This is a genomic window from Streptococcus sp. NSSLK0004 (genome assembly GCF_059039125.1).
In genome coordinates, this window is record NZ_CM180142.1 from 1,433,563 (window position 1) to 1,459,597 (window position 26,035).

Here is a 26,035-nt window from a genome sequence, read left to right on the forward strand (position 1 = left end):
TTAATTAATAAATAATGATTGATTTTCGGCAATCAACCGTTGACGCTCTGCCGTATCCTTGATTGCCATAATAGCCTCTTTGGTCAGAGTTGATGTAGTCGCTCCTTTTTTCATGACTGGAGCTTTCAGACGCGCCGTGATACCATCTTCCACCGCTTGCTTGTAAGACGCTGCGAAAGCCTCTACATTTGATTTGGTGGCATCCGCATCCTCAGTGACCAAAGCTTTCAATAAAACATCGTCCACTGTAATATCAGCTTCTTTCAGCATGTTTCGGGCAGCGGTTGTCATCTCTGACAATGTCTTCTCACGCTTCAATTCAGCGATTTCAGCCTTGAGCTTGTCCTGCTCGTGCTTCGCTTTCTCCTCAGCGTTCATCTTAGCAAGGCGCTTCGCTTCATCAGCTTCCCTCTCTTGCTTTTCCTTCCACTGGGCAAACTTGCGACCGATGATCGCATCCAGTTCTGCGTCTGTATATTTCTTTTCGTCTTTAGGGTCTTCAATGACTTGTTCAGGTTCAGCTGCTACCTTCTTATCATCTTCGACCGCTTCGACTGTTTGTGTTTCTTCGTTCATTGCGAACCTCCTATTTTTTAAGTCGTCCCCGACTATCTATCCCATAGCTTTTTACGTCATCAATGCTTGGACAAAAAGAAAACCGCATGGGATTCCATACGGTTAAGTTATACTGTTAGTGGCAGTCTTTCCTGCTGTCAAGATGTCGGACCACCTCCCTAAAATCTCAGCGTGACATCGATTTTTTTACAGCTAAAACACCAGACCTTGCCAAATAATTCGAATTGCAACCAACTTTCAGCATAGTAGCGGTCGCCTTCTTTGTATTTGGTAATGTAGTGACGTAACATTCACATCTCCTTTCTTTTCTGCAACAAAAAAGCACTTAGATTTCTCTAGGTGCTTAAAAATTCCTTTGCTGTAAGGGTTGGGTTGTCTGTTAATAACCTATATAAGCGTGATGATTTCATTTTATAGTCTATTGGAATTTCTTCAGGAATACCATAATATTCCATATAGTCCTTTACAAAACTACAATCAATAGGAGTTTTATACCACGTTGACATCATTCTGAGCCAAGGCCCAGAAACTACCACAAAAATAGGCAGACCTATTTCACGTAAATCTTCATCAGTTGCAGAATTTAGAAAGTTTATACTAGTCTCTAAATTTACACTTCTCAAATTCGGATATTTTCTTAGTCCGTCAATCATATTTTGCTTCATTCTGAGACCACCTCCACTTTAATACGATTTTCGTTTTCTTCTAAAATCTTGTACTTCTGTCCTCTATGCAATAGCATTTCCTTTTCATTCATAACAGCTGTATTCTCGCCTATATAGATTCCTTTAGTTGTCCGTGGGGCATGGATTTCAACTAGACGGCGTTTATTTCCGTATTCATCTTCCTCAAATACCGTACTAACTACTTCTGAATCTATTGAGGTTGACAAATAAGTGTCCCATTTTTCCCCTTTTTTCCATAACTCAAATTCTTCTGGAGAAACGCCACGATAAAGAATCAAATCTTTATCTATTCTATTATTGCTCAAGACCTTGTCAATGAGTTTTACAGAGTCCTCAGGCCAGGTCACACCATCTTTGTTTATACCTCTTAGATATTCATTGATGGTTCGGTAGTCTGCATTCGTGTAGCCATCAAACGCATAACGTTCTTCCAAAAACATATTTTTGTATAGCTTATCAGACTGTTTTTGCAACTCCTTCTCAATTTCTGGAGCGACCTCTTTATAGCTAATTATATCACTTTTGTTAGCTTTTTCAACAGATTTAGAGTTTTTTTATATTATCCAATTAGAGAGTGATAACTAACTGATGCCTTAAAACGGCTTTATAACAACAAGAAAACTAACCATTGATAGCTGAAAATGCCAAAAACGGCTAGTTTTTGTTGTTTTCTCGTTGAGAATTTACTTCAAAATATTTTACGGTGTATGTATATGACCTTTTATGTAGTTTTGTTTTGTGATATAATAATTAAGTTAGGAGGGTTACTTATGGTTGAATTTACTCTTGAACCTTTCGCAAATGATACTTTCCGCCTGCTAAAGTCGCTGAAGGAAAATCAAGTCGAAGTGAAAGGCGATTATTATATCCCCCTATCTCAACAAGAGATAGCTGACATCAACCACATGTCAAAATTAAAAACAAATAGACTATTGCGTGATTTGATTGAGGGAGATTATGTTAGCCCTTATCAAAATAAGCGTGGTAAGTATGCAATTACTGAAAAAGGTCAAAAAGTTTTACGCCTAATTCAGAAGAAAAATGCTTGACGAAGGAGAGAATGATGGTACAATCATTAGACAAGACAAGACAAGACAAGACAAGACAAGACAAGACAAGACAAGTAATTAAGGTTATTTCTTTAACCTCTTTTTATGCTACAAAAAGAAAGACAGAATTTACTACTAAGCGTGTAAGTTCTGTTTTTTGTGTTTAGAGGGAGGGAGCAATCATGGGGAAAATAACAAAAGAAGAAAAATACCTAATCGAACAGTATATAAAATCCTTTGATAAACAAATTGTGAAGGTGGATGTAGAACAAGATTCTATAATCTATGATAAAAGTTTATCAATGGATAAAAAAATTAAAATGAAAAATTGTGGTGATGAGGAATGGACGAGAGCATTTATTATCACAAAATTAGTAAATGAATTAGGCTATCCAGTCGAAAGAATAAAACTAGAAAAGCGATTCAATCTAGGAAGAGGAGCTAAAGAGGTTTATGTTGATGTCAGATTATCAGATGCTAACGGAGACGCCTTCTTGTTCTTTGAAATAAAGTCTCCAAGTCAGTATGAAATTGAAATGGAAACTGCGATTGAAAATCAGTTGATAAAAGTAGCCAGTCAAGAAATAGCTGAGGGACATAATGTAAAATACTTGGTCTATTCTAGTATCAATTTTACCAATAATTCTGTCCAAGATATTTCGATATTATTAGATTATAGTAGAAATAATTCCTATGAACTATGGAAAGAAAATCGTGAATATACAGATACTATACCTTCAAATTACGGTTTAGCAATTAAAAAACCTTATGTTCGAGGAAGTGACAAAGATTTAGAGTTAGATTATAGCGAATCTACTATCAATCAATTAAGTGTTAAGTTGCATGATGTCCTTTGGGGTGGTGGAGCAACTTCTGATAATGATATTTTTTCAGCATTGACTAATCTAATTCTAGCTAAAATACATGATGAGGACACCACTTCTGATGATGAAGCATATAAATTTCAATCTAACACTTTTATTGATTCAAATGAAGAATTTGAAAGTTTGGAAGATTTATATGATAGAATAAATGGATTGTATATTGATGCAGTTAAAGAAAGAATGTCTATTACGAATGAAGCAGACATTCCGCCAGTAGTTCAACGTGGAAAATTTTCTCTTTCAAAACTAAAACACACAGTACAAACTTTAGAAAAATATGCTTTTAGAGCTGAAAATGGTGTTATAGCAAACCAAGACTTGTTAGGAAATTTTTTTGAAGGAATTATTCAGAGTGATTATAAACAAAGTAAAGGTCAATTTTTTACTCCTCAAAACATTGTAAAGTTTATGTTCTATGCAGTAAAAGCTGATGAACAAGCAATCGAACTCATCAATAATGGGACACCTAGTTTACCATATTTTATAGACCCATCTGCTGGAAGTGGTACATTTATGGTTGAATTTATGAGGTTATTAACACATGAGATTTCAAAAACTACTAAATTAAAACGAAATCCTCAAATTACTCAAAAAAGAAATCAATGGTTCCCAAGTTGGGCTGAAAATACATGGGCACAGCAATATGTATATGGCATTGAATTAAATCATGATTTAGGAACTGCCGTCAAGGTAAATATGATTTTACATGGAGATGGCTCTGCAAACGTATTTTCCGGAACAGAATTAGGAGATGGGTTATCAAAATTCACAAAGTATCTTAAGTTAGATGCAGATGGCAATAAACGTGATAATAACGAACTAGAGAAAAATATACATAGTGATGTGTACTCTAAACCTGTCAACGAACATTTTGACATTATAATGAGTAACCCACCATTCTCCGTAAAATTAGATGGGGATACACAAAAAGAAGTTGCAAGTAATTTTATCTTCTCAAATAAGAGTTCAGAAAATTTGTTTATTGAAAGATACTATCAGCTATTGAAACCTAATGGGAGGTTAGCTGTTGTATTGCCTGAAAGTATCTTTGATACCGCTCAAAACAAATATATACGAGTGTTTCTGTTTAAGTATTTTAAGATAAAAGCTCTTGTATCTTTACCACAAACTACTTTTGCTTATACTCCTACCAAAACGTCAATTCTCTTTGCACAGAAAAAAACAAATGATGAGATTAAAAATTGGAACAAAAACATCATCAAAGCGTGTTTAGAATATAATCGTTTAAGTCTCGTTGTAGGAAATCTATATAAAGTATTTTTTGAAGAAAAAGACGAGAAGAAATTAAATATCAAAGAGCTTTCTGGGGAACAACGTTCTTTGGCGGTTGCGGAATTTCTGCAAGTTGGAATAGGTTTGCAAATTGATTCTAGCGAATCTTGGGAAATCTTATTAGAAAAGTATAAATCTGAATTATTAGATACAGAGGGGAATAGAAAACAAGGATTGTTAATTCCTGACAAAGATTTGGAAGAATTAACTGAAGGATATAAAGTAAATATAAACTGGGTTCTTAGATATATAGCCAACAAAACAGAATTACAAAACAATGTTTTTATGGCAGAAACTGAGCATATTGGATTCAAAGTTAAAAAACGAAAAGGTAAGGTTATTTTGCAAAAATCCAAAAACGAACTCTACCTAGAGGATGAAAACGGAGAAATATTAACTGTTGATACAGAAAAAGCAAATATACTTAGCTTAATTAGAGAAATAGAATGGGATAAAATATGAAAATAACCAGTTATACTTTTAAAGATTTATTTATAGAGGATAGTTTGCGAATTGATTATTCATTTATTAGTCTGTCAAACAGAAATTATCAAGAAAGCTATTCTTTTACTGATATTTTTCAAGAAGTTACTTCTAATACTGTTAAGGATATTCCAAGCGGAAAGTTTAGATACTGCCAAATTGGAGATGTAGATTCCAATGGAACAGTCAATCCCGTTTCTCTCGATTTTGAAAATGAAGATAGAGATTTTGAGAATGTTGACTATTATAAAAAAATAAGAAACAACGATATTATCAAAGTAAAAAAAGGGGATATTTTAATTTCTTCTATTCGACCAAATCTTAAAAAGATTATCTACATTGATGAGACAAAAGAGGACATTTTTTTTACAAACGCATTTATTCATCTACGTTCGGTTGACCTTAGATATAGTTTGATAAACTATTTCATATTGAGAGATTTTTTCCTGAATGATATAATTTCAGTAGCTAGAGTAGGTAAAGGTTATCCCACTATCAAATTTTCAGACTTACGATATATAAATTTTGATAAAACAACAATAGATAAAATCTATTCTAATGGAGAAAATAACTTTTCTATAATTTCTACAAAATATCAAGAAATACAGAAGTTATTGCAAGAATCTATCACAAGATTTGACTTTTGTAACGAAATTTTTTCCAAGAAATTTTTTTGGGATTTAAGTGAATTTCAGAAAATAAAAGAGAATAGAGTTTTTTATCGAGATAGTTCTATATTTGTAAACTCGAATGACCTTAGAATGAGTTTTCATTTCAATCATCCGATTAGAAGTTATATAATTAGCACTTTACAAAATCAAAATTTTGAACTACTGAAAAATTTGACAACAGAACGAATTACTCTCGGACAATCAATAAAACCTGAAGAATATGTTTCAGATGGTATGTTTTCAAATTATTACTATGTATCAATGAATACCATAAAAACTTGGGATTTCAATGCTGATGAAGCTAAATTAGTTACCAGTGAATATTATCTGTCTAATTATGAAAATAAGAGTGTAGCAATGGGAGATGTAATAATTGCACGTTCTGGAGAAGCAATCGGTAAAACATCGTTAATTCCCAAAAATGTAGAAGGTATATATGCCGATTTTACAACTAGAGTGAGAGTTGACAAAAATAAGATTCTCCCTGAATACTTTTATTATTTTACATTAACTGATTTTTTTAGAAGTTTAATAATGACTGATTATAGCGGTCTTCAAAATAAAAATATTTACCCAAAAAATTTAGGAGATTTCCCTATACCAATGATAGTTTTAGAAGAACAAAAAGAAATAGTTAGAGACATAGAGTATTCTATGAAGAAGGAAGAACAAAAGAAAGAGAAAGCTCATGTAGTATATAGTGAAATCATAAAATTGTTATCTGCTTTATAACACATACCCACTAGACCGCATCACTTCCAAATCTTCTTCATCTATGAGTTGATTTCGGTCTTTTGCGAGTTGTTGGTAGAGTATATCTTGAATATTATCCTGCTTCAAGATAACTGATACCAACGACCAATGAGCTAGTTTCTTGTAACGAGGAATCCGACATTCCTTAGCGATAGCGTATAGGCGTGTTTTTGGCAAGTCTAAGAGGTACTCACGCTTATTGAATGATAATACTCCATCTTCCTCGTTAAACTTGAAATAGGGGTTATCAATGGCATTTCTAGCCTTTTCCGTTTCTTCTTTCAATACTTCCATATAGCGAGAACTTGGTTTTGGTAATGATAATTCTTTTTGCCTTACTTCGGTTGAAGTAAGGTTTTTCTTTGTTTTCAAAATCTCGATAAAGATATTTTCTGCATCATTCTGTGAGGTTGGGTAATGGCCGTTAGTAGTTCGCCAATTTCTGATATAAGTGAAAAATCCAATATAATCTTGAAGGTGTTTTGTTGATACATTTGTCATATCACGGTAGATATATTGCTTAATCTCATTATGCAGTTCATTGACACGAGCAAGAGAAAGTCCATTTTGGTATTTTATATCGTTAAAAGTATCAAATAGGATTTCGCCACGGTTGGTTATTTTGTCTGTTATCCCTTCATAGTAGAGGTGTTCTAATACCTTTTTGTTGGTTTTCTTTTCAAATTCTTCTGTTGCTTGAATGATATAGCCGTAGTTACCTATGATTTTTAAGAAATTTGAAGGTCTAACATAGTGTGGAGTGTTTCTCAACTGACAATAATCTTCATACACGCTATTGGCATCGCTACATAAATAAGCGATGTTATCAAAGTGTTGGTCAAATAAATCAAAGAATAGTTCAGGAGACAGTTTGCCAAGACTAGCAACCTTACAAACACAATAACCACGATTATCAATAGCAGTTACAACAGTCGCAAACTCCGCTCCCATAACACCATATTGAGAGGGTTGGCGACCATATCTAGCTTTACGCTCGACACTATTTCCGATGGTGGATTTTAGCTTCCGACTTCCTTTTTGACTTTCTCGGATAAAAGTTTCATCAACTTGCACAACGCCTGTTAGTTTTGGCATGGGCATTTCAGCTAGAGTATGTATTAGTTTCATTCTCCAAAGCCATACCGTCTTGTAGTTGATACCTTCGCAACCATAGTCTTTAGTCAAAACATTTATCATATCGTGTATGGAATAGCTGTTAATTGTCATTTCTAGGACTTTAATCCAAATATCCCAATGCCAACGTGTTTTTTCTAGGATAGTATCTGTAAAACGAGTGAACCTCCTATTGCACTCTTTACACTTGAATTGTTGGATATTATTCTTACGACCGTTTTTAACTATATCGTGAGAGGAGCAAGTAGGACATGAAGAATTTACTTCTAAACTCTCTAACCGTTGCTCAAAGTTTGAAACGGTCAGTTTGTTAAGGGTATCGGAGAAGTCGCTGTCTTGGGTATTTGAGTAATATTCTACAACGCTTTTGAATTGAGTAAACGGCAATTTCTCAATATAAGCCATAACTTCATCTAAATTCAAGTTTTTCTTAGCCATAAAACACCTCTCTAACAACATATGGTTTAATTATCTACACTATAATTATAACATATAACAATCTGGATTCACAGTAAGAAACAGCCTTGAAATAGAGTTATTGAGTTTAGAAATGTTGTTGTAATGGCGATTTGAACTGTCACACCATTATTGGATAATATAAGAGTTTTTCTCTTCCTCCTCCGGTATCACAATCAGAAAAGTAGACCGACAACGCGGATGCATGGGTGGAAAATTGACGCCTGGCATCTTGTCTGCAATCTTATATTTCTGACCGTCCAAACCACGGCAAACATCGCTGGTTGAACCATCAATAACTGCTACATATTCGTACTCATCATATAGCCCACTCTCTTCAAACGGTGCCATCATTGCCATATTGGCTACATAAGTCCCTTCCGTATAGACCAGCCTACGAATGTCTGCTTTTGAGACCTTGGAAAAACGCTCTTCCATCGCTTTCGCTATCTTAGCATAGTTATCGCCACGGATGAACGCATTACGGACATCATTAGCCAAATACTTAGCCAATTTATCACGATTAGACCAGATATTGCTTGAGTAGTTCCCTGCACCTGTCCAGTCCGCATTGATGAACAACTGAGCCGTTTGTTTGTCCACCACGCCTAAGCCTAACTCCTTGGCAAAGCGACCGTAAGTGCCTGTGTAGGTATCGAGTAAGTGTTTTTGCAAAGCCGTCTGCTCGCTAGCACCAACCTCTAATTGGGCCAAACGGATATTGTACTGCAGACCCTCAAGTCTATCCAAACGATAGATAGACTCACGAATCGGTAGCAGATAAGCATATTGAGGATACTTAGTAGCAAACGCATCGAACCGCTCAAACAACAGCTTTTTGTCTGCTGCATCCAACGACTGCAGCAAATCACGATAAGCAATCACATCGTCTTTGGCATACTTACCAAAATACACTGCGATATCCCTTGTCAAGTCAGCCGATTGGTCAGCGTACAGCTTGTCCAATTTCTTTAGTAGCTTAGCTTCATCCTTCTCAAGATTCTTCCACGTTTGATTCTGACGGCTCTTCCAGTATTCCGCGTTGGATAGGTTGTTCTTGGTCAACTATTTCGCCCTCTTTCTTCTTCAATTCCGCAATCGGATTCGGCACGATAGATAGCGTACTGAGTTGCGTCTCGTTCGACACGATGCCAGCAAGATTTTGTGCAATCTGCGTCTCTTCCAGCAAGTTAGCAGGGATATTGCGTGTGAAATTGTACCGTATCGAAGCCCAGTCATCATCGCTTATTTTTGAAGTCGGAAAATGAGAGATTAAACGATACCGTCTATTCATTCCTGACGTAAATTTCCGCTCTTTGACCCTTGCAAGATTGTCCATCGACTGCAGTTTGTAACGCAACGCGATACCAGACGATGCACCAAAATTCTCATCCGAGATATTTGCGACCATCGCCATCTCAAAGATAAGCGACTGCAAACGTTCCAACAGATTCTCTTGCGTGCCATCAGCGTCAGGCTTACTCAAGAACTCAACCGCAACAGCTTCTCCACCGTTACTCGCAATGTTGATGATGCGCTTATCACGTAGCTTCTCAAGCGTTTCCTCATCTAGCTCACCACCTAAAATTTTAAGATAAGCATCTGCGTAGTACTCAACATCATTCGCTTTTTCAGACAAAGCTTTGTTAAACGCATTGATAAGCGTTCGAACATTCTCAAAAATAGACTGCTTCTCTTCATTCTCGACATACTCAATAATAGGCACCGCTCCGAAATAATGCTCTTGCTCATCGGTTAGCTCATAACCCTTTTCACCCTGTTTAAAATACACGATTCGGTCGCTATCACACCAGCTCCCCTCAATCTTGTCCTCAGCGTTGAGATAGTAAAACACACCAAATAAAGGCTTTCTACGAATTGAGTCATCATAAATCAGAAACGCTTCGAGTGGACTGAGATAGTCCAAACCAAGCTGAGCATTCTCATCTGCAAACACCACTTCGTAGGCATGACCATAGATAGAGCACAACTTTGACAACTCAGCATTATTATCGTCTTGATCATTGTATCCATCTAGATAATCCAAATAGTCAGCGACTTCTTTGTCATCATGCGTCGTCTGAATAGGATTGCCAATAAAGTAACCATTAAAAGTATCCACGATATACTTAGCAAAATTAACGACCAAGCGATTATCAGGCTTGTATCCCTCTTTTTTCTCATTATGCAAGATATCATGGTCGCCCTCGTACATCATTTTCAAAGGTAAGTATTTTTTAGACACCAAGGCTTGATGTGCCGTGATAGCCTCTCTTAACAAATCCAGCGACATCCCCGTATCTGCCGACTGAATAAAAACATTTTTAGCCATTAAATTCCTCCATCGAATAGACGAACCGAAGCGACATTACTAGTCATCTTCTCTGCGATACCTGTCAAAGCATCTGCAGCATCGTCATGCTTATTCTTTCCTTCTCGTTGGTACTTTGTCAACTCTGCGTACAATTCAGACCAGCGGTTACGCCAGCCATCAGGAAAGTAGATATGTTCCATCACCCACGTAGCGTTAGTCAGGATACGAGCTTGCTTATTTTTCGACTGATAGAACCATTTGACAGTAGTGTAATTCGTACCGTGTTTCTCTCTCGTCAATCGTTCGACATTCCGAGCAAAGCCACGGCCGCCATTATTCGACTCAATCCAGCATAGATTGACCTCATTCTCTACCAATTTACGAGCCAGCAAAGGCTCTGTCACTTCCATCGGCTCCTTTGTAAAGACAACATCCAAGATATAGGCTTCCTTGTCCATCGTTTCGCCGTAGATATAGCTAGCAAGATAGTCACTTCCTGTATCTGCCGTATCTGTATAAGCACTAATACGCTTAAATGTCGGCTTGTCAACATAGGTCTTGAACTCGCTGTACAGTCTACCCTTGATGTCAATTGGCTCTTGCTGGTAGTTTGCAGATGCAATATCAGCGCCCATCGTCTTAATACGTTTAAAGTAGGCTTCCTTGCTCAAGACTTCCTCACAAAGCATCGTATCTGTATCTTTGTTATAAGCCTTCATACTAACATGTTTGACTCTATAGCCATTTTTAGGTAACTCAGACAAAGCCTTTCCTGCCAAGTCCTCAGAGTGCCATCTCGTCATAATGATGATGATTTTTCCGCCATCTTCCAAACGTGACAGCATCGTATTCGTAAACCATTCCCAATGCTTTTCAAGCACGCTAGCATTATTGGCTTCTTCCGCATTTTTTATCAAATCGTCCACGATAATCACATCCGCGCCAAAACCAGTTGCCGTACCTGTTGGACTTGTAGCAAGATAGTTATTATAGCCACCTTCCAAGCTCCAAAGATTCATTGCCCCGTCACCGTACTTAATCCTAGTGTCAGGAAAGACATCAGAAAAGACCGTGACAGAGTCATCAGCCTTTGTCTCTTGTATAGCATTGCGGACGTTCTTTGAAAACACGGTTGACAAAGTTTCATTATACGAACCCGTCATGATCTTTTTGGTATTGTCACGACCGAGAAGCCATTGGACGAACATGCCTGCTGTCCTTGATTTTCCGTGTCTGGGTGGTTCGTTGATAACCAACACATCATGTTCGTCATCATCTAAAAAGCCTTGCAAGTCATTGCAAAGCTCAACCAAGTACGTTCTATCTTGTTTGTAGAAGTCGCTTGCCATCAAATGACAATAGTAAAAGAAATCACGACGCGCCAACTCAAAACGTGCTTGTTGCTTGATTGCCGCTCTATCCATCCTCTACCAGCTTTCTGAGCTCTTCGGTTGTTAGACCAGCAAAGGGATTGGTTTGGTTGACATTGACTTCACCATCGTGTGTCACTGCTTGTTTTGTTTTAAAATCGTTGTCACGACGTTCTAAGTACCATTTTGACAAGTCTATATCTCCGTCTTCGATTGCTTTCGATATATTAAGTTTAGCTCGTGTTTTAACACGTTGTTTAAGCAACTCTTTTCGCTCCGAAAATTCAGGATTTTCCTTACAGTAATCATAAAGAGTTGTGGTTCCTATATCAGCTAGAAGACAAGCTTCTTCATCGCTCAATCCCCTCACAAACAACTCTTCTAATTTCCGTAGTGTTCCTTGCGTCATCTTGGTTGGTCTACCACGCTTTATTTTCGCCAATATCATCACCTCCTTTTTTTAAAAATAAGCATTTTATGCGCATTACCTCTTGACATTCTCTTTGTTTATGTGTATAATATAAGTATAGAAAGTGAGGTAAGCAATATGCCAATGACCCCAAAGCAGATAATTAAATTGCTTAAAAAGAATGGGTTCTATGAAATTAGTCAAAACGGAAGTCATAAAAAACTCCGAGACGACAAAGGACATCAAGTCATTGTCCCCATGCACAACAAAGATCTAGCTAAAGGTCTTGAAGATGCCATATTAAAGCAAGCAGGTTTAAAATAATCTGCTTGCCAATTGGCTATGCTTATCTCGAACAAAGGAGAATCATTATGTTACTATATCCAGCTATCTTTACACCAGACAGTGATTACGTTGTAGTCACATTTCCAGATGTTCCTGAGGCAATCACTCAAGGAAAAGATATCCAAGAAGCCTATGAAATGGCTGTTGAAGTTTTAGGTTTTGCTCTTGAAGATTATAAAGAATATCCGCAAGCAAGTTCCGTATCCGTTTTAAAAGAGCAATATCCAGATAACGCTATTGCTTTAATTGGAATCGATATACTTGCTTACAAAAAGAAGTACCAATCTAAAAAAGTCCGTAAAAATGTGACCATTCCTGAATGGTTAAATGAACTTGCCGAAGACAACAACGTCAATTTCTCTCAAGTCTTAACCGAAGCACTTGAACTTAAATTACACGCCTAAGAGCCACATTGTGGTTCTTTTTTTAGAACAAAAAAGCCACACTTCGTTGTGTGGCTTAAATTAAACGGGAACAGCAGGAGTCGAACCTGCACATAGCGTTATGCCGTGGACGTCACACGGTCTTGCTCAAGGCGCTACCCTTTGCCATTTTCCAATCTAGCTCATGTTCCCAGAAATAGATACCGAGTTCGATTCTCTAAGGAGTTTGGTTGTCAATTAATGATGACTCGAAATGTAACTATTTATCTCTCCTCGGTATCCGATAATACTATAATATCACTTTTATCGGAACTTTTTTCCGCGGTTTTTCCGCTATTTTTCCGCTACCAAACAACTCCCACGATACAATTCAGCGAATGCTAACAGAGCATCAGAAATCATATCATAGTATTGGCTTTTCTCGTATCCAATTTCCTCTCTAATCTCAAAATGCGTTTTTGGGCAATTAACCATATATTTATCGTGTAACATTCGTCGGTGCATCGGATCTAGTAAATGAGTGACAGCGTATTCGATTGCTTCGAGTTCAGCTTCAGCATCAGTCTTATTAATTGCTAATCGTTCAACTGGTCTGCTTGGATTCCCGTGAGCTTGTCTTGGTTCGAAAGTGTACACTGCAGTCACTTTCTGTTCGCCAACATCATTGGCAATGCGCCGCCAACGTGGGTATTCTTTCAATTTTCGTTTAGCGTTTCTGATTGTTTGTTTTTCGTCTATTTCAGGAAAAAAAGTCATCTGCACTTACCTTTCTGTGATATACTAGTTTTAGAAATTGAATCCACAAAGGTCAGTACTGGGGGTGCTGGCTTTTTTTATTTCTCCCACGGCTGTCTCTGATGCGAGTAGTACGGGTATTTTAAGATTATCTTACCACCTTTCGATAAGACTTTAGGACCATCTGGCACAGGCTCGTTAGCTCGTTTCCGCTCCCAGTCAATCCTGCAGGCACGGTCGTACATCTTGTCGATGCGCTCAATGTATCCAACCCGCACAGATCTACCGCGTTGCCAAGCAGATATAGCGCTCTGTGTTACTTTAAGCTCATCCGCAAGTCTCTGCTGCGTCCAATCTGTGACCTGTAATATGTACATGATTTTTTCTGCTGTTGTCATAGGTCCTCCAACAATTCAGGATTCTCATAGATGTTGCCGATGATTTCGACACTGATAGCAAAAGCTAGTATTGTAGGCAGGTCCCCTTTTCCTACATCTTCTAGGTATTCAATGCCAAAATATCCATTCCTATTAACTACCTTGCCTACTTTGCGGTATCCGCAAAAATCGTTATCATCTTTCCACCATGTGCTTTCCACTACATCGCCTTCAAAAATCTCCTTGCCATTCTTATCGACCAACCCTGTGGATTGCATGAGGACGCAATCCTCAAAACCAATCACATCCCCATACACATGGTCGTCACCTTCTACGGTAAATTGACGATAGCTGTAGTAAATATAGCCGTTTTCAAAATCTATACTATCAGCTCGAACCATTCGTTCGTTCCTATCATCAACTTTCCCAAAAAATCTAAACTTCGGTATCATTTTCTTCCTCCACTAATTTATGATAATCATCATAAACTAATTCTCCATTGATTTTTCTTAGTTTTTCCAAGCCACGCATAAACTCTGCATAGGCTTTTCGTTCCTCGCTATGTTTAGTGTAATTATCAAGACCAGGTTGTTGTTTTAAGATAAACCTGATTTCCTTGTCGGATAACTTGTATTTCACGAACATCTGTACATCAATCCAGAATGTATCAATATCAGACCGATGCCAATTAAAGTCTTGTCTTCCGTAGTCTATACATAACTTGGTGACCTCGCCCCCCCGTTTTGAATCAAGCAGATTGCTTTTGGGCTTAATAGCCATAACGCTTGCAATCCATTCTTTCCATACATTGTCTTGATACATCACTCCACCTCTTTCGCAAACTGCCACGCCCAGTCAAAGTCCTTTTTAATTTCTTCCTCGGTTAGCTGAAAACCTTTTTCTTTCTTCCAGTCATTACCAAATTCTTTTTTGAGAATTACTTGCCTAAAGCCATTCATCATTAGCACATTAACTTCATTCCCAATTTTGTTAGGGTTAGGTATCTGCACCGTATACAGCTGTTCCTGTTCGACCTCGTAGCCGTCCAGCCAGGCACGAGCGAAAAGGTCTTGGTTCTCATAAATCCATTCTTCCACGCCTGTTTCTGCATTGTTTACCCTTGTGTATCTCATAGCATTATCTAAATCTAGGTTACTTTGTTTGCAGTGTTCAATCCACGTTGCCACAAACTTCGGCACCACAACCTTCTGCGGTTCGTGGATTTGGGAGATGATATCCGTGACCGTCTTAGCTATTGAGCCGTATCCATATAATTCTTCAACTCGTTTAATCGCTTCCTGCTTATTCATTTGTTCCATCCAAATGCTCCTTTCTCCAACGTTCTTTCTTAGCAAACATTTTTTCCGCATCCATTCTCCAAGGGTGGTTTTTACCTCTTTTTTCTGGTCGGACCTTGATACCGTGCTCGTAAGCATAGTTTCTTAAATTTTTGACCGTCCCACCAGTTCTCTCCGCTATCTCACGGTATGATAACCCTTGTTCTGCTAAAAGTCTAATTTCGTTTTCGTCGCGATAAATCATCTCATGCTTGCGAATACCTAATCGGACAACTTGTGTCTTAATAGCACTTTTGGTCCGTTTCAATCTCTCGCAAACAGTTTCTATGGGCAAAATCGGGTAGAGTTGTCGCAATTTATCAAGCTCGTCTGGTGTCCACGGGCGTCTAACTAATCCGCCTTTGTTGGTTCCTTTTGTAAGTTTCCAAACCTTACCTTTCACACCGCATACTGTACGACCAAGTAAAGCAGCCACATCTTCATAATTGCTCTCTTTATCTTCGATAGCCAGCCAAAGATAATCTAGTTCTTCTTCTGTGTACAATCTGACAAGACCCAAAATTTCCCCCTCTCCTGTGTCGCATAGAGATAAGCCACACCATTCTTCCTGTTAACGTAATACCGCATCTGTCCATCTCTGGACTCGTACACATCCTGCACCTCTCCAAGATGGATGTTGGGCTTAGCGTTGATTTTGTGACAAGTTGTTATAATCTCATCGACTGTCATCTGTCTCCTCCAACTTTCTAAGTGTATTTTCAAGTCTTATTCGCAAAAAGAATGCCTTGGTCAATTCAGGCGACAACCGTTCATGTTTTCTCTTGTGGAAAAGCTTCAGTTCTTCCGTTGTCACCTCAAAAAGATTATCCGCCTTCACGTTCTGCCAATTCCCGTCCAAGTGAATAAAAGCCATTAAAATAGTCCTTGTTCACGTAGTGCTACATATTCTTTAAGCGTAGGCTGTAGTTCTTCCGGTTCGATTTGAAATTCCTTCATCCAAGCGCCACTTTGACTGATGTGTAAATCTTTTTTGACCTCAATAAACGCCATAGGCAGTAATAGAATAATTGGGTCATTCAATTGTTCTCCCTCTGCACGTTCCAGAAATGCACAGATAAAATCTTGTTCCCCACGAGCCCCTACACTCCAATGCGACTTCCTAGTCCTATAGCGCTTGTCTATATGTAACGAGCTATATTTAACATCGATCGTCACATCTTTCAGGATAAAGTCATAGACAGGATTGTTTTTTTGAAAATAACGATTAGCATCTACTGCATCAGGTACCAAGGTCTGAAACAACTCTTCGGCCTGTCCACCTAATTTTGCACCTTTTGAGCCATAGCGGATTTTATCCTGTATCTTCAAACAACCACTTTTTAGCAACTTCAAATGAGCTACATGAATCGGTAAACCAGATTGTTTTACTGCCGCATGGAAATCGCCGCACTCCATATAAATATCTACAATGTCAGCCATTTACTCCTCCACCTAATAACATTTTCGGAGGTGTCACTTCCTTGTTCGTCACATCCGACAAAGTTTCAACCACACGCAAAGCCAAGGCCTGAGTTTTCAGAATTTCATCTGTCAAATGCACCATAGCTCTACTACGTGTGACTTCTAATTCCAATTCTTCGGGAGACAAATCATCAAAACTTAATTTCTCCAGTTGAGCTACTAACAGATTGTTCACATCTTCGATTGTGTTTCTGACCATCAACTCCCCCGCCCTTTCAAATACTCAGGCATCTCCTGCCCGATTTCAATTTCGTGATACTGTTCCCTGGTCACAAGAAACTTGCCATACGGACCCACTTCGACATAATAATGCCCGTCAAGCACATCCTTGGCCGTGACCTTGCCAAACATCTCTGTACCAGCGTTGTCAACACGGGATTCCAGGTTGTCAATCTTGCTTCGCATACTATGTACTTCAATCAATGATACAATCAACGCAAAGCTTAGTGCTATTATTATTAATCCTTCTTTTCGCATTTCTCCTCCAAATCCTCAATAAGCCAACCTAAATTCTGCTGAGCTTTCTTCAGGTCCTCGACACCGTTCTTTGACTGGAATCGCAAGATGTATTTCACTGCGTTAAAGAAGTACGCAGCTTGCATACCACGCAAAATACCGATAAAATTTCTGACGACATCAATTACTTCTAAACCATATTTACCTTGGTAATGTTTTGGTTTGGTTATGTTGTCGAATTGTTCCATTTGCTTCCTCCTTCACAAATCCTCCGACTTCACGTATGTACCGTTGACCATCTTACCGTTGCGGTCTTTGATTTCTTCGTAAGCAACTTCTAGACACTCAACGATATCCAAGCGTAACTGATACGCAAGTACAATCAAGGTAACCAAGGAATCGCCAAGCGCATCTTTTAACGCCTCTCGTGGATTTTCGAACTTGGTCGGTTTCAACAATACATCTCGGATTTCTCCGATTTCCTCGGTCACACGCATCCATTGGATTTTAGGGTCTGCTTCATGCAGCTCTCTCTCAAACGCCCAACGGACAACTTTGTTTTTTAATTCTTCAAAATTACTCATATATTTCTTTTACCTCTATTTCAATCCTGTATTTATCTTTTAGTCCACTCAGACCACCATACTCAAACGTCATAAACTTAATCACCTCATGGTTATCATCTGTCCAGATACCAGCGTCGGTCATACCGTCGACTAGAGCTTTTATAGTTGGATAAAAATTTGGTGGGTCCATCCGTCTTTTAGTAGGTGCGTAAATCGTCACCAGAAGCCCGCAGGGGCGTTTTTTTGTGTGGGTGGTATATTTACCCTCGGAGACTTTTAAAAACGCTATATGGCGAAGATAGGCGGTAATTTTAGCCTTCTGCGCCCAATGAGGTCTGTCATTAGCATTTAGCATCTCTTTTTTGTGCTTGGTGTTGGATAAAACAAATTCAAATTTCATACTTTTTCCCATCAATCACACCCGATGCGAGAGCGTGAATCCTGTGGAAGTCGTGAACTATTTCCTGATCCTCAAAGGGGTTTGCGTGCTGTAAGCAGATTTCTAAAATCTCTCTCAACATTTTTTGAGCATTGCAGTTCGATTCATACCTCAACAGATACCCGACACTCACCCCAAAATAATCAGCAAGTTTTTGGGCTTTGTCTGGTTTGATTTGTCTTTCGTCGTTTTCCCAACGGAGAATAGTTATTTTTGATACACCAATTTCACCGGCTAATTCTTCCTGAGTTAGCTTTTTTTCTTTGCGTAATTCCTTCAACCTATTCATAATTCAACTAACCGCCTCGCTTTACTCTCTTCTGTTCTCTTGATGTAAGCAGGCGACTTGTAAAAATGAATCGTCGACACCTTCACACCGAACTTCTCAGCCAATTCTTTAGCTGTACCTATTGCTAGTAGCTTGTCGCCTTTGTAGAGGGCATACTCTTTTTCGTGTGCTACCATATTCCAAAAATCAAGCGACTGCCATTGTGTGAGTTTGGCTAAATACGGGCAGTCGCTATCGTCCAACTGTCAACTGATTGTTTCCAATTGACGCTTTCTAGTTCGCTTTTATCGTGGTTCACGGCACGTTGTTTAAAATATCCCCGCAATTAAATCATTCAAGCTAACTACTGCATCCAACTTCTTCAAGCTTCGGCAATAGTCGCAATGTCCGCACTGTTTGGGTTTCTGTCTGCCCTGGATGACAGCCCAAACTTCAACAATGTTACTTTTGAGTAGCTCAAGCCCTTCTTCAAGCCACGATTCATCAATCTTCAAGATTTCCTTGTCAGGCACTTGCTCCTTACTGATTGCAACGATCAGCGGACGAAATTCTTTCCCTGTCATTTGCTTAAGCAATTCGCGATAGAGAGCTAGCTGGCCATGATAGCCAAAGTTCATGATGTTATTTACTGCAGCGGGCACACGTTTCTTCAACTCAGCGTTCCATTCCTCAGCATAGATTGATTTCATGGTTTTTAAATCCACAAAGTAACCACGACTAAGATTGACACTATCCAACTTGCCTTTGACCGGCACCCCTTCGATTTCTCCATAAACGATCATTTCTTTCTGGACATCATCTTCAGAGAAACCGTGATATAGTCGACTGAAACCTTCGTCATCTTTCAAGCTTTCAATCATTTTGTCGCCAATGACGAAATCGGCTTTGAGATTACCTTTGTTCTTTCCAGTCTTGGCCAGTAGTTTGTCCCCATTCTCAGATAGGAATTGCTCGTGGGCTTCTGGGCTTTCAAAATAGCTGTGTACATAGTTTCCGAGCAAAAGTGGCGTTTCGTCACGGTCTTCTATCCATGTGCCATTGTCGATAGCATACGCTTTGGCCTGGCACTGCAAATATTGCTTCATTTTTGAATTTGACAAGTAAGTCTTGTCTTGGTAGTAATTTTCTTGCGTTAGCTCAATCATTTGGTCACACTTTCCAAATCTCCAAACAAGGCCCCTTGCTCACCTTTCAAAATTTCGCCTGTTTCAGCATCAAAATCTGGAATTTCATCCGCCGGGTACTCGGAAACTCTTGACGTGCTCTTATTTGCCGTATTTTTGCCCGTTTTAGCCCCTGTTTCGTTATGGTCGGTAAATTCTCCATCTGCCACGTTCTCGCTCTCTACGGGCTCGCTAGGGGCGTTTAAGAGGTCGTTCAGACTTTCACTCTCTTTTGGAGTGACATCAACCGGTGCAGATTTTACATCTTCCGTTTCATTGTCGGCCACAATCGCTTTTTCCATTTCAATTGACAACGGGCCGTACTTGCTGATAATCTGCTTCAGCAAAGTCTTCTGTGCCATAGCATCAAAATCCGATTTCCACGGACCGTTGTTAAATGTCTTAGAAAATCGCTTGCCGTGTGCCTGTGCTTGCTCCTTGGTCCAGTAAGTAACCTTTTCAAAGCCATTCAGCAACTTAAAGGCAGCAAAGTAGCCGACCACTTCGTCTTGTGGTTGAGTAAAGTCAATTTCCAAATCCTCAAAAAGCGGATTGTAAGAAACGAATTGGCTCTTATAGACCACGCCTGATGTAATACTCTTGTATTTCCCGCTTCGTTGGGCAAGTTGGAGCAGTCCTTTATAGCCAAGCTGGAATTGTGCTTCTCGTCCATAAGGCACGATATAGGCTTGCCCCAGACTTGGCTCGATTGGCAAGTTAAGCACCGCTGCTTTCATGGCTGCCGTCATAATTGACTGGTTGCTAGCCTTGGCAAGTAGGTTGTTGTTTGATACTACGGACAACAAACTTGCCACGAACTCATTTTCTTTGCCGTGAAGTACCTCCTGAAATCTAGCCTTTACGGCTGGTGCGTTAAAAAAATCCTTATGGGATACAGTTGCTAAGTTAGTCATTTCCTTCTCCTTTTGGTCTGTTTCAAATTCCAATTCTCACGCTTTAAGCGTTTATTTTCTCGTTTCAGGGCAAGTATCAAGTCCTGTTGCTCATTGATAATCTCTCCTAGCTCATAACAAAGCTCTAGGTAACGTTTTCGCCAGTAAGCATTATCTTCATAGCATTCCTTCCGTCCGTCAATCATAGGCCCTCGCCCTCCAAGTCACGATTGGGTCTTCTGATTCGCACTCTGGGCAGTTTAGGGTTGGATAATCTCCAAGGTCCGACCAGGTATGCTGACAGTCAGGACAGAGATATTCGTTAACAATCATGTTCCTGCTCCTTTTTCCAATTCATCGAGCTCAGCGAAAATATCTGCCATCTTCTTCTGGCCTTCCTCTGTCTTCTGGATGCTCACAGGTTTATCAGCCCAATCAGGTACGTTTGTCTGCCGAGGCTGTGAGTTGTTTCCATTTTGGAAAGAGTTGGTTTTGGATTCAATCCGCTGGCGCTCACGTTCATCCACTTGAGCAATCGTCTTGATGCCATTCTGTTTCCAGTTGCGTAAGATAGCCAAGATATATTTAAAGTTACGCTTACCGTTGTCAGCAGCTTCTGTAATTGCTCTGATGACGACCTCTAACTCCATTCCGTCCAAAATGATGTAATCGGTCAGTTGCTGAAATTGGTCTCCGTCAATGACTCCAATTTTTGATTGATAGATTTCCGATACGATGACGAGGGGAGAAGTATCTTCTCTATCCTCGTCTAATCTATTCTTATCTAATCTATTCTTATCTAATCTAATCTGAGTATCCAAACTGTGTACATTTTGTATACATTCTGTATACGAGCCATTTTCAGCAGTCATCAACCTATTAAATTCATTCCCGTGAATCGTTGGTCTATAGCGGTCTTTTGGGATATAATTGTGAATCCGCCAGTCTTTTATTACAACGATTCCACTTTCAAACGGAATGATGAAATTTTGGTCCATGAGCAAACGCAAGTCTCCGTCGCTAGCCCCTAACATTCTCTTAACAGTCTTTGTATTATCAACAAATCCATCATCATCTCCGTGCATATTGAGATGAAAATATAAAGCTTGTGCCGAAAGTGGCAAATCTAGAAACTTGTCCGAATCAGTGATTTTTTTACTAAACATTCTTTTTTGAGCCATCAGACCTCCTCGTCTCCAATAAACAAACGTTCTACCGGAACATCTACTGTTTTAACTTCTACATGATCTAGAACATACCGAACAGCGTTTGAAATAAATCGGCTAATTACCAAATCATTTTCGTTACAAAAGGCGACAGCATCATCATAGACTGCTCTTTCAATTCTAGAGATAGGGTTTTGTTTGTTGTATTCTTTCTGTTTACTTTCCATTTCTATTTCTCCAATGTCTCTAATCGTTTATCATAAGCACGGATATACCACTCTTTCAGCTCTGCATATAGCTCCTGTGCCATTTCGTATTCCTCTTCGGTCAAGTCTCTGTTATTGGATTTGCCGAAAACATTCAAGACCAGAGAGCGAACAGAATTGTGTACCTGGCCATAGCTCAAAGTATGGTAGCTGGTTTCATCTATCACTTCGTTATGCCGTGGCTTGTTGGTGTAGATGAATCCAACGGGATTGACGGACTTCACTCGCCAATTCTGGCTCAATCTCGCTACGACTTCAGGATACTTCTGGTTGATTTCCAGCAACTCGCTACCCTCAAAAGCTACAGGACTAAACAATCCTTGTGGTGTGATTGGCTTATGCTCCATGCGTTCCTTGATAAGCGCTTCTAATTCTTCTTCGGTTAATGTGTATGTTTTTGCCATTTTTGATTACCTCCTAGTTATAGCGTTTGCCTGCAAGCTGTATATAAGCCCCGTAGCGCTCGTTTTCAAGGTGTCTGGTATATTTACCCTCAGAAACATTTTTCGGCTTGCTATGGGCTTGAAAAGTGCCTAAACCAACGCAAAGCCATAGATATAGGTTCAGAGGTGTCAAAATGGCAATCAATGTTAATGTTTGCTCGATTGTTAATGTTAGTTCTTCCATGGTGTGTCCTTTCGATTTTTGCAATTCGTCCAGACTAACACCTAAAGCGTCAGCAAGTTTTTTCTAGTCTTTCCGACAACCTCGAAATTCATCTAGAGAAATATCTAATACATCCGCAATCTTCTCCATTTGAAAGAAAGATGGGTCATGTTTTTTCATGTTCTCTAAACTTTTTCTTGGTATGCCAGAAAGACGCTCAAGTTCAGCGATTGTTATTCTTCGCTCAGCAAGTAACTGCTTCAATTTTTCCCACATAATAACCTCCTAACACTTGTTTTTTACCGTAAATTTACGGTATAATAAATTAAGCTATCTATGAAAGGAGGACTTCGAATTTGTCCGAGTTTTTGTATAGCAATGTGATGAACTTTTGAAAAACGTTTTCGCTAGCGAAGTGTGGTCTTTCCAACCACTTAGTAGGTAGTCCCGAGAAAGTTTTGCCCACTATCTGCTCAACACTTTAGCGTTATGAAGTTTTGCAACGCCATACGCTCTAGTGATTGAGATGGAACTTTTAGCGTGCAATGCTGAACTCCTTGAAAATTAGTATTCACTAAGCATGATGCATGTGTAGGAAGCAGAACCTCCAAAGTGATTGCTGTCTAGTCAACGTTCATCTTTAAAAAATCTTGCACCACCTCTACTCTGACTAAGTAGAGGTGTCTTTATTTTGCTGACGCCATAGGTATTATCCTAGACGAATTTTCAAGGTACACAAAAAGCGTACCTGTTGTTTTTAGGGTTGCTGAAAACAGGTACGCTATGATATAATCAAAACGTGCCTATTTTCGTATGAATATGGGTGCGTGTGGCTCTGCGTAACCTAAAACTTGGCGGTGGAAGGTTGCGTAGAGTATTTTTTATTTACCTTTCAAAATCTGTTCCAAAATCTCCCTTGCATAGACAGTTTTACTCAATCCTTTTGCTTTAGCTTGGTTTTCAAGCTCGTCATAAATTGATTGACTAACTCTGATAACAAGGTTTTTCGATAATGGTTCGGACGATTTCAAAGGTCGCCCCATTTTTTTAGTCAATGTTATTCCTCCTTATCCGATTTGACGACAAGGAAAACTAACAACAGGGTCAATGCTAAGTCAATGCTAGACCATACATCAAAGCCTTTTAAGATAGCTAAAACGCTATGGGCTACCAGCAAGACAACAATCAAAAATTTTAGTTGTTTCATTGCGTAATTCACTTAAACTTGGTATAATAAGGACAAGGCCAAGCCTGGGGGCTTTCGCCCCTGCTTAGCTAATGTTTTTTTATTTTTTGAGAAGTACTTCCACAATCTCTAAAATCGTTTTGAGGATTTCAAATTTGATTAAGAGAATGGCAAGTTCTTCTTTTTTCTTGTCCTTTTCCAAGTTTTTTCTCCTTTCTGTTAGTTTCCTTGTCTAAGATTGCTCCTTTATCAACCTTATGTCACTATTATATACTTTTGCGTTGCGTTTGTCAATAGTTTTGCAACGCATTTTTTTATTTTTTTTGGAAAATGTTTGCTATAATAATCACGAAAGGAGGTAAAATATGTATTTCTCAATACGTAAAGCTTCGAATGGTCAGTATTATTTCTTGATTAAATCAGACAATAACGAGACAGTGGCAACAAGCGAACTCTATCACTTTAAAGCAAGTGCCGAAGCGACCATTGAAGCGATTAAGAGCGGTATCAAACCTAACTCTTTTGTAATTGATTTGACAGAGAAATAAGCATAGCCGCAAGTTCTGTCAAATCATCAGCATTCAACTCTGGATTGTTCCTAGCAATCTGGAGTTTTTTGATAATGTCATCCAATTCTTCCATCACATCTCCTTTCGTCGTTTTTCCCAACGCACCCATATTCAATTGTCAAAGGACACTGCAATCTAACACGATTGCGGATTAACTAGCCACTAATAACTGATAAGCTTCTAAATCCAACTCCACCATGACACCTAAATTCTTAATAGAGGTGTCAATCTGCTTGCGGTATGCTGCGATACCCGCTTGCCGTTCTTCTTCTGTCTGAGCGATGAAATAGCCGAAATGGTTGTCACGTTTTAGCCCGTAAACGGGGATACTGAACTTGTTTCTCAACTTAACAACAATTTGTTCTACAGTTCTTTTCTCAATCCCAGTCACTCGAGTAATATCTTTCCGTGGTTTTGGGTTATCGAATGTTGCGTTCTTAATCTCTGCGAACACTATCCGCTCTTTTTCCGTCATATTATTTATCATCTTCTGAAATTCCGTCATATTCCAATATCCTTTCCACGTCTTCTAAATGCTCAATGTTACCTGTCTTGTCGTACAAATCCAACGATTTATGTACTTGTTTCATACGTTCCAAGTCGGTCATCAAACATCACTACTTCCTAGCCCATGTCGCTCTTTGGCAACTTCCATAAATACCTGATTCCGATATTCGTCTGAGTGCATTTTTTTATTTAATTTATAAGCAGTAAGTACCGCTGTCGCAGTAATGCCAAACATAGCATACGTTGTAATTAGTAATTCAATCATGTGTTTTTCTCCTACCAAGCACTCCCCAGCGCTTATTTTTTCATTAAGTGTTTAATTTCGTTAACATCTGCAAGACAGTACTTTTTATACTTACCTTGCTTAATTGACTGCAGCCCGTAGCGTTCCATCTTTTTAACTTCCTGCCACGAGATACCTTCGTGTTCCATCAATTCTTGCTGTGTCAGCCAAACATCCTTGTTGTGCATCTCTATTAATTCAGAGATTTTATCGAATAAGTCATTGGCTATACCTTCAATCATTGATCTATGATACTCTGCTATATCCATAGCCAAAATTTCCTTTCTGTGTTATAATCTATGTAGATATTTTTGTAAGCCCACTGTTTCCGCAGTGGCTTTTTTTTGCGTGTCAGGCATAACCTGCGGTTTTTGCAAAAACGTTCCATACACCCTGACGAATGTGTCCGCAAACGTAAATCGTACCAGATAGACCATCTGTGACAACAACATATAAACTATCAGTTGGTGGAATGTCATCTTTATACTTATCGTACAAATCGGATAGTCTGACAATATCGCATTCCATTTGCACATTCAGTTTTGTCATATTTCCAAAGATAATATCACCACTAAAAACAGTTACGATTTCTCCAGAAATTTGAGTATCTCCATTGACTACGCTCCCTAACACAACCGGATTCCGTCCGCATGGAATACCTATTAAATTCTCTTCCATATCTTCTCCTTCCTAGTTCGGTTGGTTTTATGCGGTTAAACCGCAATATTGTCTAAAAAAATAATGTCATCTATTGACAATTCAAAGTGTTCAGCAATTTTATAGGCTATTATGACATCTGGAGTTGTTTTTCCTTTTTCCCAATTTGCCCATGTATCTGCAGTCACTCCTACAAGCTGACCGGCTTGTTTCTGCGTAAGATTATCCCTGGCACGCAACATTTTTAGCGTC

47 protein-coding genes, 1 tRNA gene and 1 pseudogene are annotated in these 26,035 nt (G+C 38.9%); 7 read left to right on the forward strand and 42 right to left on the reverse strand.

What is annotated here, in order from left to right:
• The 4 genes from AC4CS8_RS07330 to AC4CS8_RS07345 form a co-directional block, all read right to left on the reverse strand.
• Window positions 1-576, reverse strand: coding sequence for a DUF4355 domain-containing protein (locus AC4CS8_RS07330; protein WP_493892610.1), 576 nt, complete (start codon window positions 574-576; stop codon window positions 1-3).
• A gap of 158 nt (window positions 577-734) precedes the next feature.
• Window positions 735-866, reverse strand: coding sequence for a hypothetical protein (locus tag AC4CS8_RS07335; protein ID WP_493892611.1), 132 nt, complete (start codon window positions 864-866; stop codon window positions 735-737).
• A 45-nt stretch (window positions 867-911) separates the two neighbouring features.
• On the reverse strand, window positions 912-1,241 hold the full coding sequence (locus tag AC4CS8_RS07340; protein WP_493892612.1) for a hypothetical protein: 330 nt from the start codon (window positions 1,239-1,241) through the stop codon (window positions 912-914).
• Window positions 1,238-1,702: an ADP-ribosyltransferase gene (locus AC4CS8_RS07345; RefSeq protein WP_493892613.1), complete on the reverse strand. Its 465-nt coding sequence runs from the start codon at window positions 1,700-1,702 to the stop codon at window positions 1,238-1,240. Before AC4CS8_RS07345 ends, AC4CS8_RS07340 begins: the two co-directional genes overlap by 4 nt.
• A 330-nt stretch (window positions 1,703-2,032) precedes the next feature.
• On the opposite strand from AC4CS8_RS07345, the gene AC4CS8_RS07350 reads away from it, so the two are divergent.
• Genes AC4CS8_RS07350 through AC4CS8_RS07365 form a run of 4 tightly spaced genes read left to right on the forward strand, consistent with a single transcriptional unit; the run spans window position 2,033 to window position 6,374 of the window.
• Window positions 2,033-2,311 (forward strand): helix-turn-helix domain-containing protein, encoded by a 279-nt coding sequence (locus tag AC4CS8_RS07350; RefSeq protein ID WP_493892614.1) that lies wholly within the window; start codon window positions 2,033-2,035, stop codon window positions 2,309-2,311.
• 14 nt (window positions 2,312-2,325) lie between these two features.
• Complete coding sequence (locus AC4CS8_RS07355; RefSeq protein ID WP_493892615.1) at window positions 2,326-2,478, forward strand: hypothetical protein; 153 nt, start codon at window positions 2,326-2,328, stop codon at window positions 2,476-2,478.
• 15 nt (window positions 2,479-2,493) lie between these two features.
• Window positions 2,494-4,950: a type I restriction-modification system subunit M gene (locus AC4CS8_RS07360; RefSeq protein ID WP_493892616.1), complete on the forward strand. Its 2,457-nt coding sequence runs from the start codon at window positions 2,494-2,496 to the stop codon at window positions 4,948-4,950.
• Window positions 4,947-6,374: a restriction endonuclease subunit S domain-containing protein gene (locus AC4CS8_RS07365; protein ID WP_493892617.1), complete on the forward strand. Its 1,428-nt coding sequence runs from the start codon at window positions 4,947-4,949 to the stop codon at window positions 6,372-6,374. The genes AC4CS8_RS07360 and AC4CS8_RS07365 overlap by 4 nt, the downstream gene beginning before the upstream one ends.
• On the opposite strand, the gene AC4CS8_RS07370 is transcribed toward AC4CS8_RS07365, so the two are convergent.
• The 5 genes from AC4CS8_RS07370 to AC4CS8_RS07390 form a co-directional block, all read right to left on the reverse strand.
• Window positions 6,369-7,967: a transposase gene (locus tag AC4CS8_RS07370; protein ID WP_493892618.1), complete on the reverse strand. Its 1,599-nt coding sequence runs from the start codon at window positions 7,965-7,967 to the stop codon at window positions 6,369-6,371. The two genes, AC4CS8_RS07365 and AC4CS8_RS07370, sit on opposite strands and share 6 nt — an antisense overlap.
• A 147-nt stretch (window positions 7,968-8,114) precedes the next feature.
• Window positions 8,115-9,050 carry a minor capsid protein gene (locus AC4CS8_RS07375; RefSeq protein WP_493892619.1) on the reverse strand — a complete coding sequence of 312 codons (936 nt, stop codon included), beginning with the start codon at window positions 9,048-9,050 and terminating at the stop codon, window positions 8,115-8,117.
• Complete coding sequence (locus AC4CS8_RS07380; RefSeq protein WP_493892620.1) at window positions 8,980-10,317, reverse strand: phage portal protein; 1,338 nt, start codon at window positions 10,315-10,317, stop codon at window positions 8,980-8,982. Before AC4CS8_RS07380 ends, AC4CS8_RS07375 begins: the two co-directional genes overlap by 71 nt.
• Window positions 10,317-11,723 carry a phage terminase large subunit gene (gene terL / locus AC4CS8_RS07385; RefSeq protein WP_493892621.1) on the reverse strand — a complete coding sequence of 469 codons (1,407 nt, stop codon included), beginning with the start codon at window positions 11,721-11,723 and terminating at the stop codon, window positions 10,317-10,319. Before terL ends, AC4CS8_RS07380 begins: the two co-directional genes overlap by 1 nt.
• The gene (locus tag AC4CS8_RS07390) at window positions 11,716-12,117 is read right to left on the reverse strand and encodes a hypothetical protein (RefSeq protein WP_493892622.1); all 402 of its coding nucleotides are present in this window, start codon (window positions 12,115-12,117) and stop codon (window positions 11,716-11,718) included. The genes terL and AC4CS8_RS07390 overlap by 8 nt, the downstream gene beginning before the upstream one ends.
• Before the next feature lie 99 nt (window positions 12,118-12,216).
• Between AC4CS8_RS07390 and AC4CS8_RS07395 the strand changes: the two genes are divergently transcribed.
• On the forward strand, window positions 12,217-12,402 hold the full coding sequence (locus AC4CS8_RS07395; protein WP_095122502.1) for a type II toxin-antitoxin system HicA family toxin: 186 nt from the start codon (window positions 12,217-12,219) through the stop codon (window positions 12,400-12,402).
• Between the two features lie 47 nt (window positions 12,403-12,449).
• The gene (locus tag AC4CS8_RS07400) at window positions 12,450-12,827 is read left to right on the forward strand and encodes a type II toxin-antitoxin system HicB family antitoxin (protein ID WP_493892623.1); all 378 of its coding nucleotides are present in this window, start codon (window positions 12,450-12,452) and stop codon (window positions 12,825-12,827) included.
• 65 nt (window positions 12,828-12,892) lie between these two features.
• Here AC4CS8_RS07400 and AC4CS8_RS07405 read toward each other — a convergent pair.
• The 27 genes and pseudogenes from AC4CS8_RS07405 to AC4CS8_RS07535 all read right to left on the reverse strand — a co-directional run bounded on the left by AC4CS8_RS07405 (window position 12,893) and on the right by AC4CS8_RS07535 (window position 23,788).
• Window positions 12,893-12,998 (reverse strand) — tRNA-OTHER (locus AC4CS8_RS07405).
• A 141-nt stretch (window positions 12,999-13,139) separates the two neighbouring features.
• Window positions 13,140-13,562, reverse strand: a complete 423-nt coding sequence (locus AC4CS8_RS07410) for an ArpU family phage packaging/lysis transcriptional regulator (protein WP_105106956.1) — start codon at window positions 13,560-13,562, stop codon at window positions 13,140-13,142.
• A gap of 77 nt (window positions 13,563-13,639) precedes the next feature.
• Window positions 13,640-13,939, reverse strand: coding sequence for a helix-turn-helix domain-containing protein (locus AC4CS8_RS07415; RefSeq protein WP_493892624.1), 300 nt, complete (start codon window positions 13,937-13,939; stop codon window positions 13,640-13,642).
• The gene (locus AC4CS8_RS07420) at window positions 13,936-14,370 is read right to left on the reverse strand and encodes a YopX family protein (protein WP_493892625.1); all 435 of its coding nucleotides are present in this window, start codon (window positions 14,368-14,370) and stop codon (window positions 13,936-13,938) included. The genes AC4CS8_RS07415 and AC4CS8_RS07420 overlap by 4 nt, the downstream gene beginning before the upstream one ends.
• Window positions 14,354-14,740, reverse strand: coding sequence for a hypothetical protein (locus tag AC4CS8_RS07425; protein WP_493892626.1), 387 nt, complete (start codon window positions 14,738-14,740; stop codon window positions 14,354-14,356). The genes AC4CS8_RS07420 and AC4CS8_RS07425 overlap by 17 nt, the downstream gene beginning before the upstream one ends.
• Window positions 14,740-15,237 carry a DUF1642 domain-containing protein gene (locus AC4CS8_RS07430; protein WP_493892627.1) on the reverse strand — a complete coding sequence of 166 codons (498 nt, stop codon included), beginning with the start codon at window positions 15,235-15,237 and terminating at the stop codon, window positions 14,740-14,742. Before AC4CS8_RS07430 ends, AC4CS8_RS07425 begins: the two co-directional genes overlap by 1 nt.
• Complete coding sequence (locus AC4CS8_RS07435) at window positions 15,221-15,775, reverse strand: hypothetical protein (RefSeq protein WP_493892628.1); 555 nt, start codon at window positions 15,773-15,775, stop codon at window positions 15,221-15,223. The genes AC4CS8_RS07430 and AC4CS8_RS07435 overlap by 17 nt, the downstream gene beginning before the upstream one ends.
• Window positions 15,739-15,945: a hypothetical protein gene (locus AC4CS8_RS07440; RefSeq protein ID WP_493892629.1), complete on the reverse strand. Its 207-nt coding sequence runs from the start codon at window positions 15,943-15,945 to the stop codon at window positions 15,739-15,741. The genes AC4CS8_RS07435 and AC4CS8_RS07440 overlap by 37 nt, the downstream gene beginning before the upstream one ends.
• A complete protein-coding gene (locus tag AC4CS8_RS07445) occupies window positions 15,932-16,129 on the reverse strand; it encodes a hypothetical protein (protein ID WP_493892630.1) in 198 nt (65 codons plus the stop codon). The genes AC4CS8_RS07440 and AC4CS8_RS07445 overlap by 14 nt, the downstream gene beginning before the upstream one ends.
• The gene (locus tag AC4CS8_RS07450; RefSeq protein WP_493892631.1) at window positions 16,129-16,695 is read right to left on the reverse strand and encodes a hypothetical protein; all 567 of its coding nucleotides are present in this window, start codon (window positions 16,693-16,695) and stop codon (window positions 16,129-16,131) included. The genes AC4CS8_RS07445 and AC4CS8_RS07450 overlap by 1 nt, the downstream gene beginning before the upstream one ends.
• Complete coding sequence (locus tag AC4CS8_RS07455) at window positions 16,688-16,936, reverse strand: hypothetical protein (protein WP_493892632.1); 249 nt, start codon at window positions 16,934-16,936, stop codon at window positions 16,688-16,690. Before AC4CS8_RS07455 ends, AC4CS8_RS07450 begins: the two co-directional genes overlap by 8 nt.
• Window positions 16,936-17,214, reverse strand: a complete 279-nt coding sequence (locus tag AC4CS8_RS07460) for a DUF1372 family protein (protein ID WP_493892633.1) — start codon at window positions 17,212-17,214, stop codon at window positions 16,936-16,938. The genes AC4CS8_RS07455 and AC4CS8_RS07460 overlap by 1 nt, the downstream gene beginning before the upstream one ends.
• On the reverse strand, window positions 17,196-17,441 hold the full coding sequence (locus AC4CS8_RS07465) for a DUF3310 domain-containing protein (protein WP_493892634.1): 246 nt from the start codon (window positions 17,439-17,441) through the stop codon (window positions 17,196-17,198). Before AC4CS8_RS07465 ends, AC4CS8_RS07460 begins: the two co-directional genes overlap by 19 nt.
• Before the next feature lie 12 nt (window positions 17,442-17,453).
• Window positions 17,454-17,777: a MazG-like family protein gene (locus tag AC4CS8_RS07470; RefSeq protein WP_493892635.1), complete on the reverse strand. Its 324-nt coding sequence runs from the start codon at window positions 17,775-17,777 to the stop codon at window positions 17,454-17,456.
• Window positions 17,770-18,159 (reverse strand): RusA family crossover junction endodeoxyribonuclease, encoded by a 390-nt coding sequence (locus tag AC4CS8_RS07475; protein ID WP_493892636.1) that lies wholly within the window; start codon window positions 18,157-18,159, stop codon window positions 17,770-17,772. The genes AC4CS8_RS07470 and AC4CS8_RS07475 overlap by 8 nt, the downstream gene beginning before the upstream one ends.
• Before the next feature lie 136 nt (window positions 18,160-18,295).
• Window positions 18,296-18,487, reverse strand: a pseudogene (locus AC4CS8_RS07480) (helix-turn-helix domain-containing protein); the annotation flags it as partial.
• Window positions 18,484-18,663: a hypothetical protein gene (locus tag AC4CS8_RS07485; protein ID WP_493892637.1), complete on the reverse strand. Its 180-nt coding sequence runs from the start codon at window positions 18,661-18,663 to the stop codon at window positions 18,484-18,486. The gene AC4CS8_RS07485 and the pseudogene AC4CS8_RS07480, both read right to left, overlap by 4 nt.
• Window positions 18,664-18,795: 132 nt before the next feature.
• Complete coding sequence (locus AC4CS8_RS07490) at window positions 18,796-19,632, reverse strand: PD-(D/E)XK nuclease-like domain-containing protein (RefSeq protein ID WP_493892638.1); 837 nt, start codon at window positions 19,630-19,632, stop codon at window positions 18,796-18,798.
• On the reverse strand, window positions 19,629-20,564 hold the full coding sequence (locus AC4CS8_RS07495; protein WP_493892639.1) for a recombinase RecT: 936 nt from the start codon (window positions 20,562-20,564) through the stop codon (window positions 19,629-19,631). The genes AC4CS8_RS07490 and AC4CS8_RS07495 overlap by 4 nt, the downstream gene beginning before the upstream one ends.
• The gene (locus AC4CS8_RS07500; RefSeq protein WP_493892640.1) at window positions 20,561-20,749 is read right to left on the reverse strand and encodes a hypothetical protein; all 189 of its coding nucleotides are present in this window, start codon (window positions 20,747-20,749) and stop codon (window positions 20,561-20,563) included. The genes AC4CS8_RS07495 and AC4CS8_RS07500 overlap by 4 nt, the downstream gene beginning before the upstream one ends.
• Window positions 20,750-20,872: 123 nt before the next feature.
• On the reverse strand, window positions 20,873-21,724 hold the full coding sequence (locus AC4CS8_RS07505) for a DnaD domain-containing protein (protein ID WP_493892641.1): 852 nt from the start codon (window positions 21,722-21,724) through the stop codon (window positions 20,873-20,875).
• Complete coding sequence (locus AC4CS8_RS07510; RefSeq protein ID WP_222293549.1) at window positions 21,724-21,936, reverse strand: hypothetical protein; 213 nt, start codon at window positions 21,934-21,936, stop codon at window positions 21,724-21,726. The genes AC4CS8_RS07505 and AC4CS8_RS07510 overlap by 1 nt, the downstream gene beginning before the upstream one ends.
• Before the next feature lie 2 nt (window positions 21,937-21,938).
• Complete coding sequence (locus AC4CS8_RS07515) at window positions 21,939-22,379, reverse strand: hypothetical protein (RefSeq protein WP_493892642.1); 441 nt, start codon at window positions 22,377-22,379, stop codon at window positions 21,939-21,941.
• 13 nt (window positions 22,380-22,392) lie between these two features.
• The gene (locus AC4CS8_RS07520) at window positions 22,393-22,602 is read right to left on the reverse strand and encodes a hypothetical protein (RefSeq protein WP_493892643.1); all 210 of its coding nucleotides are present in this window, start codon (window positions 22,600-22,602) and stop codon (window positions 22,393-22,395) included.
• A gap of 63 nt (window positions 22,603-22,665) precedes the next feature.
• A complete protein-coding gene (locus AC4CS8_RS07525) occupies window positions 22,666-22,857 on the reverse strand; it encodes a helix-turn-helix domain-containing protein (RefSeq protein WP_043028975.1) in 192 nt (63 codons plus the stop codon).
• Window positions 22,858-23,462: 605 nt separating this feature from the next.
• The gene (locus AC4CS8_RS07530; protein ID WP_493892644.1) at window positions 23,463-23,636 is read right to left on the reverse strand and encodes a hypothetical protein; all 174 of its coding nucleotides are present in this window, start codon (window positions 23,634-23,636) and stop codon (window positions 23,463-23,465) included.
• Between the two features lie 2 nt (window positions 23,637-23,638).
• Complete coding sequence (locus AC4CS8_RS07535) at window positions 23,639-23,788, reverse strand: hypothetical protein (protein WP_153308639.1); 150 nt, start codon at window positions 23,786-23,788, stop codon at window positions 23,639-23,641.
• Between the two features lie 344 nt (window positions 23,789-24,132).
• Between AC4CS8_RS07535 and AC4CS8_RS07540 the strand changes: the two genes are divergently transcribed.
• The gene (locus AC4CS8_RS07540) at window positions 24,133-24,315 is read left to right on the forward strand and encodes a YegP family protein (RefSeq protein WP_493892645.1); all 183 of its coding nucleotides are present in this window, start codon (window positions 24,133-24,135) and stop codon (window positions 24,313-24,315) included.
• Here the strand turns inward: AC4CS8_RS07540 and AC4CS8_RS07545 are convergent.
• The 6 genes from AC4CS8_RS07545 to AC4CS8_RS07570 all read right to left on the reverse strand — a co-directional run bounded on the left by AC4CS8_RS07545 (window position 24,281) and on the right by AC4CS8_RS07570 (window position 26,025).
• Complete coding sequence (locus tag AC4CS8_RS07545) at window positions 24,281-24,409, reverse strand: hypothetical protein (RefSeq protein ID WP_261291948.1); 129 nt, start codon at window positions 24,407-24,409, stop codon at window positions 24,281-24,283. The genes AC4CS8_RS07540 and AC4CS8_RS07545 overlap by 35 nt on opposite strands.
• A gap of 78 nt (window positions 24,410-24,487) precedes the next feature.
• A complete protein-coding gene (locus tag AC4CS8_RS07550; RefSeq protein WP_493892646.1) occupies window positions 24,488-24,841 on the reverse strand; it encodes a hypothetical protein in 354 nt (117 codons plus the stop codon).
• A gap of 102 nt (window positions 24,842-24,943) precedes the next feature.
• Window positions 24,944-25,108, reverse strand: a complete 165-nt coding sequence (locus AC4CS8_RS07555; RefSeq protein ID WP_493892647.1) for a hypothetical protein — start codon at window positions 25,106-25,108, stop codon at window positions 24,944-24,946.
• Between the two features lie 32 nt (window positions 25,109-25,140).
• Complete coding sequence (locus tag AC4CS8_RS07560) at window positions 25,141-25,395, reverse strand: hypothetical protein (protein WP_493892648.1); 255 nt, start codon at window positions 25,393-25,395, stop codon at window positions 25,141-25,143.
• Between the two features lie 82 nt (window positions 25,396-25,477).
• Window positions 25,478-25,804: a hypothetical protein gene (locus AC4CS8_RS07565; RefSeq protein WP_493892649.1), complete on the reverse strand. Its 327-nt coding sequence runs from the start codon at window positions 25,802-25,804 to the stop codon at window positions 25,478-25,480.
• A 35-nt stretch (window positions 25,805-25,839) separates the two neighbouring features.
• Window positions 25,840-26,025 (reverse strand): helix-turn-helix transcriptional regulator, encoded by a 186-nt coding sequence (locus tag AC4CS8_RS07570; RefSeq protein ID WP_238711184.1) that lies wholly within the window; start codon window positions 26,023-26,025, stop codon window positions 25,840-25,842.
• Between the last annotated feature and the right edge of the window lie 10 nt (window positions 26,026-26,035).